The organism is Streptomyces sp. CO7 (assembly GCF_053474865.1).
Genome location: NZ_JBRIOU010000004.1, coordinates 1,033,570 through 1,039,077, shown reverse-complemented (window position 1 = coordinate 1,039,077; position 5,508 = coordinate 1,033,570). Strand labels below are relative to the sequence as shown.

Annotated in this window: 6 protein-coding genes and 1 tRNA gene; 3 read left to right on the top strand and 4 right to left on the bottom strand. The window is 71.5% G+C overall.

The annotated features are described in order from the left end of the window. Both ACOV8S_RS17565 and ACOV8S_RS17560 read right to left on the bottom strand, forming a co-directional pair. On the bottom strand, window positions 1-516 hold a 516-nt coding region (locus ACOV8S_RS17565), incomplete at its 3' end, for an APC family permease (protein ID WP_448318702.1). A 177-nt stretch (window positions 517-693) separates the two neighbouring features. Further along, window positions 694-1,182 carry a YajQ family cyclic di-GMP-binding protein gene (locus tag ACOV8S_RS17560; RefSeq protein WP_351110766.1) on the bottom strand — a complete coding sequence of 163 codons (489 nt, stop codon included), beginning with the start codon at window positions 1,180-1,182 and terminating at the stop codon, window positions 694-696. A 216-nt stretch (window positions 1,183-1,398) separates the two neighbouring features. On the opposite strand from ACOV8S_RS17560, the gene ACOV8S_RS17555 reads away from it, so the two are divergent. Together ACOV8S_RS17555 and ACOV8S_RS17550 are read left to right on the top strand one after the other, a co-directional pair. After that, a tRNA-Tyr gene (locus tag ACOV8S_RS17555) sits at window positions 1,399-1,483 on the top strand. 494 nt (window positions 1,484-1,977) lie between these two features. Next, entirely contained in the window at window positions 1,978-2,475 is a 498-nt protein-coding gene (locus ACOV8S_RS17550; protein ID WP_448318700.1) for a hypothetical protein, read from the top strand. Window positions 2,476-2,768: 293 nt separating this feature from the next. Here the strand turns inward: ACOV8S_RS17550 and ACOV8S_RS17545 are convergent, their stop codons facing one another. Continuing rightward, complete coding sequence (locus ACOV8S_RS17545; RefSeq protein ID WP_448318699.1) at window positions 2,769-3,452, bottom strand: YqeB family protein; 684 nt, start codon at window positions 3,450-3,452, stop codon at window positions 2,769-2,771. 334 nt (window positions 3,453-3,786) lie between these two features. Between ACOV8S_RS17545 and ACOV8S_RS17540 the strand changes: the two genes are divergently transcribed. Next, window positions 3,787-4,566 carry a Clp protease N-terminal domain-containing protein gene (locus ACOV8S_RS17540; protein WP_448318698.1) on the top strand — a complete coding sequence of 260 codons (780 nt, stop codon included), beginning with the start codon at window positions 3,787-3,789 and terminating at the stop codon, window positions 4,564-4,566. A 9-nt stretch (window positions 4,567-4,575) separates the two neighbouring features. On the opposite strand, the gene ACOV8S_RS17535 is transcribed toward ACOV8S_RS17540, so the two are convergent. Then, window positions 4,576-5,235, bottom strand: a complete 660-nt coding sequence (locus ACOV8S_RS17535) for an NAD(P)H-binding protein (RefSeq protein WP_448318697.1) — start codon at window positions 5,233-5,235, stop codon at window positions 4,576-4,578. Window positions 5,236-5,508 lie beyond the last annotated feature (273 nt).

Below are 5,508 nucleotides of genomic sequence, written 5' to 3'. Positions count from 1 at the left end.
CCGCACGGCCGCCCCTCCGCCGCCCAGGCACGCCACCACCACGGCGGCCAGCACCGCCAGCACCACCGCGACGATCACCCGCGTCACCCGGACGGACCTGCTGATCCCCCGGTAACCCAGCGCCGTCAGCGCCACCACCGCCGCCACGGCGACAACGCGCTCCCGCCCGGGCCAGAGGTACGCCCCGACGGTCAGCGCCATCGCCGCGCAGGACGCCGTCTTGCCCACCACGAACGCCCACCCGGCGAGGTGGCCCCAGAACTCCCCGAGCCGCTCCCGCCCGTACACGTACGTGCCCCCGGAGGCCGGATACACCGCCGCCAGCCGCGCCGAGGACGTCGCGTTGCAGTACGCGACCACCGCCGCCACGGCCAGCGCCGCCAACAGTCCCGAACCGGCCGCCCGCGCCGCGGGGGACAGGGCCGTGAAGATCCCGGCCCCCACCATCGATCCCAGCCCGACCACGACCGCGTCCCCGACCCCGAGCGTCCGCCGCAGCCCACCCTGCTCCGCCATGCCGGGCACGCTACCGGCGACAGCGCCCCCGGTCCCCCAGGCCCCCTCGGTCCTCGGGTCGACACCGCACGGTCCGAGCCACTCCGGGGTACACCGGCCGCGAACGCCGCAGGGGCGCACCACGGGCCGGAACCCACGGTGCGCCCCTGCGGCAGCAGCGGGCGAACTACCTCGTGATCACCGGTAGTTGACGAACTGCAGCGCGAAGTCGAAGTCCTGGTTCTTCAGGAGGGTGATCACGGCCTGCAGGTCGTCGCGGCTCTTGGAGCTGACCCGCAGCTCCTCACCCTGGACCTGCGCCTTGACGCCCTTGGGGCCCTCGTCGCGGATGATCTTGGCGACCTTCTTGGCGTTCTCCTGGGAGATGCCTTCCTTGATGTCCGCGAAGATCTTGTACTCCTTGCCGGACAGCTGCGGCTCGCCGGCGTCCAGCGCCTTCAGCGAGATGCCGCGCTTGATCAGCTTGGACTGGAAGACGTCGAGGACCGCGTTGACCCGGTCCTCGGAGTTCGCCTGCATCAGGATCTTGTCACCGGACCACGCGATCGAGGCGCCGACGCCCTTGAAGTCGTAGCGCTGCGAGATCTCCTTGCCGGCCTGGTTGAGGGCGTTGTCGACCTCCTGCCGCTCGACCTTCGAGACGATGTCGAAACTGGAGTCGGCCATGTCCTGTGGCTCCTTGCATCGGGGTCTGTGTCGGGTGCTTACGGGGCCGCCGGTCCGGGGACCACACCCCGGACCGAGCCCGCCCAAGCCTAGCCATCCCCCGTCCCGCGAACCGCGCTCAATCGAGTGGCGGACCACCCCTCCGCATCAGGTATTGTTTACGACGTCGCGAGGGAGACCCGGCCGCAAGCCGGTTCGACTTCGTGGCACCGTCTAGGCGGTGTGCCCGAGCGGCCAAAGGGAGCAGACTGTAAATCTGCCGGCTCAGCCTTCCCAGGTTCGAATCCTGGCGCCGCCACCAGACACGGAGCCCCCTCCGATCAGCCTCACGGCAGGTCGGAGGGGGTTTCGCTTTGTCACGGATGACCGCTGCCGGGGAGTGGCCTGTCTACTCCGTCACGCCCGAACCCAACTGCTCATCAGGCCGAGGCCGTGTCCCCCCGACCGGACCTACCCCTCCCCGCGGAGGGTGCCCTACCGGCCGGCACCCTCCATGGTGACTTCGACCCACCGGCGCCACACCCCCGGCACCTGTTCCGGGCAGATCCGGAAGTGTTCAGGTGGGCCCCAGTCCGGCTGCCGAGCGTCCGTAGCCGGTGGCTGAGTGACATCCTCAAGAACACACCCCACATCGGGCGCTGGCCTCTTCCAGCCGACTGCCGACGGGCTGCTGGTTACTCTCCTGAACCGCCGCCGTCGAACAGCTCCAGGAACCGGTGCCTCCCGAAGTGGTGCACGTCTGCTGCTGATTCTCGGGTGTGACTCGTTGACGGACCTGCCTGCGAGCATGCCCGCATGGACTTCGACCTCGCCCCACCAAACGGCGTTGGCCCGTTGCGGATCGGTATGGATCGGCAATTGGCCAACGCGGCGCTGGACTCGCTCCGCGATCTCCCCGCAGCCTCGGAATCCCACGGCCCGGGTCAGCACGTCTTCCGTCACAGTGGACTGATGATCAGCATCCACTGCACGCGAGACGGGCTCGAAGCCATCGAGCTCGGGAGGCCGTCGGGTCCGGCAGACCGAGTCATCTTCCGGGGCCTGGATGTATTCGCGATCCCGGCCCGCGAGCTGGTGCAACGCATGGGCGAGTACACCTCGCTCGAGGCGGACCCAGACGACCCGGCGTCCTTCGTCGCCTCCGACCTGCTCCTGAGTTTCTGGCGCCCGTTCGCAGTCGACGACGAGCCGGAGGAAAAGCAGGGTTACTACTTCAGCTCGGTCCTGTTGGCACGGCCTGGCTACTACGACACGCCGGCTCAGGCTGCAGAGCGCCTCCAGCAGAGTTCATAACTGCCCCGTCAGGGTGCAAGCAGGACTGGTTCCGCAGTAGCGCGAAGCCAGCCCGGCCGTACATCTGTCGCTTCAGCATTTGGATCCGTTGACGTAGCCCCCGACAACGCTCGAGCTTCAGGGCAGGGTCAGGCTGGCGGTGACGGCGGCAAGGTCGCGTTCCAACAGGTCATAGGGGTTTCGCTTTGCTCTCATGCCGCGAGGCCCGAACGGGCAGGAGCGTCCGGGGCAGCGGTGCGGCACGATGCCACAACCCGTCCGTCACCCGGTCTGATGGGCCGCCCGCGAATGCCTCACACCTTGCGGTACTGCTGGGCCTTGCCCCGGTCCCGCACGGTGACGCCGAGGGTGCGGAGCTCGTCGCGGGCCTCGTCGGCGGTGCCGGTGCGGTTGTCGGCGAGGGCCCGTTGCCGGGTCCGCAGCAGCGTGTGGGCACGCTCGTCGAGGCCGGGGTCGTTGTCGACCCAGACGGTGTAGTCCGCCTCGTGGGGGTCGGCGGTGCCGCGCCAGGAGTAGCCGTGCTGCTCGAAGGCGGCCTGCAGGCGTCCCGCGAGGGCGCTCTCGACCCGGGTGCGGACGTGTTCCCGGCCGATGGAGTCGCGCAGCACCAGATCGCGGCCGTCGGTGAACGCCTCGGCTATCAGGCCTCGTTCGACATGATGGCCGCCGTGGGCGTCCCGGACGACCACGCTGTCGGCGCCGACCTCGACCACCGGGTTCTCCTTGCGCCAGCTGTCCGCCACCCAGGCCCCGGCGACGCCGCCGCAGAGGGTCAGCACCGGGACGGCCCACACCAGCGGCAGTGACGCCGCCAGCCGGAGCAGGCCCGGCGCGCCGTCGAAGCGGCCGATCATCCAGTCGGCGAGCGGGCCCACGGCGAAGGCGGCGCCCAGGCCGAGCGTGGCCCCGCACAGGATGACGGCCCACAACCACGCGTCGGGCAGGCGCACGGTGACGGAGGGCTCGTGCTCGGCCATCGGTGATCTCACTCTCAGGTTCGGTCTGACAGGGCTCTCGGTCCGTCCCGGCGGACGCGGGCCGACGGCTTCGGCAACAGCGCACAGCGGCTCCGGCGCCGGGGGCGACGGCAACGATAGCGCCGGGTGTTCGGCCCGGTCAGGGCGTTTCGTCCGGCAAGGTCCCCCCGGGTGCCGCTGCCGGTGCCGGTGGCCCGGCGCGGGTCGATGCGGCCGAGTGAGGCGTCCTGCTCGTGGGCCAGAGGACGTCCGGGCACGGTGCGGTGCCGGACGGAATGCCGCGTACTGTCAACCGACGGTTGACGCCCTCTGAGTGTCAACTTAAGGTTGACGGATGACGACGAATCCGCTCGGCCCCGCATCCCCCCGTCTCGACGACCTCATCGACGCGATCAAGAAGGTCAACCCCGACGCCCTGCACCAGCTGCAGGACGCGGTGCTCGCCGCCGAACACCTCGGCGAGGTCGCGGATCACCTCATCGGCCACTTCGTGGACCAGGCCAGGCGGGCCGGCGCCTCCTGGACAGACATCGGCAGGAGCATGGGCGTCACCCGGCAGGCCGCCCAGAAGCGTTTCGTGCCCAAGGAGTCCGCGGACCTCGACCTCGCCCAGGGCTTCCAGCGCTTCACGCCGCGCGCCCGCGCCGTGGTCGTGGCGGCGCACAGCGAGGCCCGGGCGGCGGGTGCCGCGGAGGGGCTGCCCGAGCACCTGGTGCTGGGGCTGCTGGCGGAGCCCGAGGCGATCGGCGCCCGTGCGATCGAGGCGCAGGGGGTCACCCCGGAGGCCGTCCGGGAGGCCGTCACGGCGGTGCTCCCCGAGGCGGCCGAGAACCCGCCGGAGCTCGTGCCGTACGGCTCCGCGGCCAAGAAGGCCCTGGAACTGACGTTCCGTGAGGCGCTGCGGCTGGGCCACAACTACGTCGGCACCGAGCACATCCTGCTGGCGCTGCTGGAGCAGGAGAACGGCGAGGGCGTCCTCAGCCGGCTCGGTGTCGGGAAGAGCGGGGTGGAGGAGTTCGTCGCCCGGGCGCTGGAGCTGGTGACGCAGGCGACGGACCCGGTCCGGGAGACCGAGGCCCCGTCCACGGAGGGCCGGCCCCCGCAGGCGGGCTGAGGCGGCCGGCTACTCGCCCGCCACCATCTTCACGGCGTCGGTGACCGGCGTGGACCCGCCGATCAGCTCGAGCGTCAGCCCCACCGTGCCGGGGTAGTCCAGGAGTTCAGCGATGACGGCGGCCACGTCGTCACGCGGGACGGGACCCCGGCCGGTGGAGGCCCGCAGCAGCACCTGCCCGGTGCCGGCGTCGTCGGTGAGCATGCCGGGACGCAGGATCGTCCAGTCCAGCGAGTCGCCGAGGGAGCGGACGTAGGCGTCTGCCTCGCCCTTGGCGCGCAGGTAGGCGTCGAAGACCTCGTCGCCCTGGTGGTCCGGATCGGCGGCCATGGAGGAAACGACCAGGTAGCGGCGGACGCCCGCCCGGACGGCGGCGTCCGCGAGCAGCACGGCGGCGCCCTTGTCGACCGTCTCCTTGCGGGCCACCCCGCTGCCCGGGCCCGCGCCCGCCGCGAAGACGGCGGCGTCGGCGCCGCGCAGGAGCTCGGTCACCTCCTCGACGCCGGCCGACTCCAGGTCGAGGACGAGGGGTTCGGCCCCGGCCTCGCGGAGATCGTCGCCGTGGTCGGGATTGCGGATGATGCCCGCGACCTCCTCACCTCGCGCGGCGAGCAGTCGCGACAGTCGCAGGGCGATTCGGCCGTGGCCTCCGGCGATGACGATACGCATGCTTCGACCGTAACTCGGCGGGCCGGACGATGCGGCACGACGCGTCACGGCCACCGCCGCGACGCTCGTACACCGCCCCGGAGGGCCGGGGCGTCCGGCCCACGCCCCGGTGTGGCGGACCGAGGCAGGTGACGTGTCGGGGCTGGCCGGCTCGTGAGGGTCACGCCGGCGCGCGTCGGTCCGACCCCGCAGGGCCACGGGCCGGCGCGGAAGGATGTCCCCTCGACGGACCGACGCACCCGGCGCGCAAGGGCCACGCCCCCACGTCAGGGC

Bases quoted from the DNA above. Each gene is read 5' to 3' on its own strand.
- ACOV8S_RS17560 (WP_351110766.1), bottom strand. From the start codon at position 1,182: ATGGCCGACTCCAGTTTCGACATCGTCTCGAAGGTCGAGCGGCAGGAG.
- ACOV8S_RS17540 (WP_448318698.1), top strand. From the start codon at position 3,787: ATGACGACGAATCCGCTCGGCCCCGCATCCCCCCGTCTCGACGACCTC.
- ACOV8S_RS17550 (WP_448318700.1), top strand. From the start codon at position 1,978: ATGGACTTCGACCTCGCCCCACCAAACGGCGTTGGCCCGTTGCGGATC.
- ACOV8S_RS17535 (WP_448318697.1), bottom strand. From the start codon at position 5,235: ATGCGTATCGTCATCGCCGGAGGCCACGGCCGAATCGCCCTGCGACTG.
- ACOV8S_RS17545 (WP_448318699.1), bottom strand. From the start codon at position 3,452: ATGGCCGAGCACGAGCCCTCCGTCACCGTGCGCCTGCCCGACGCGTGG.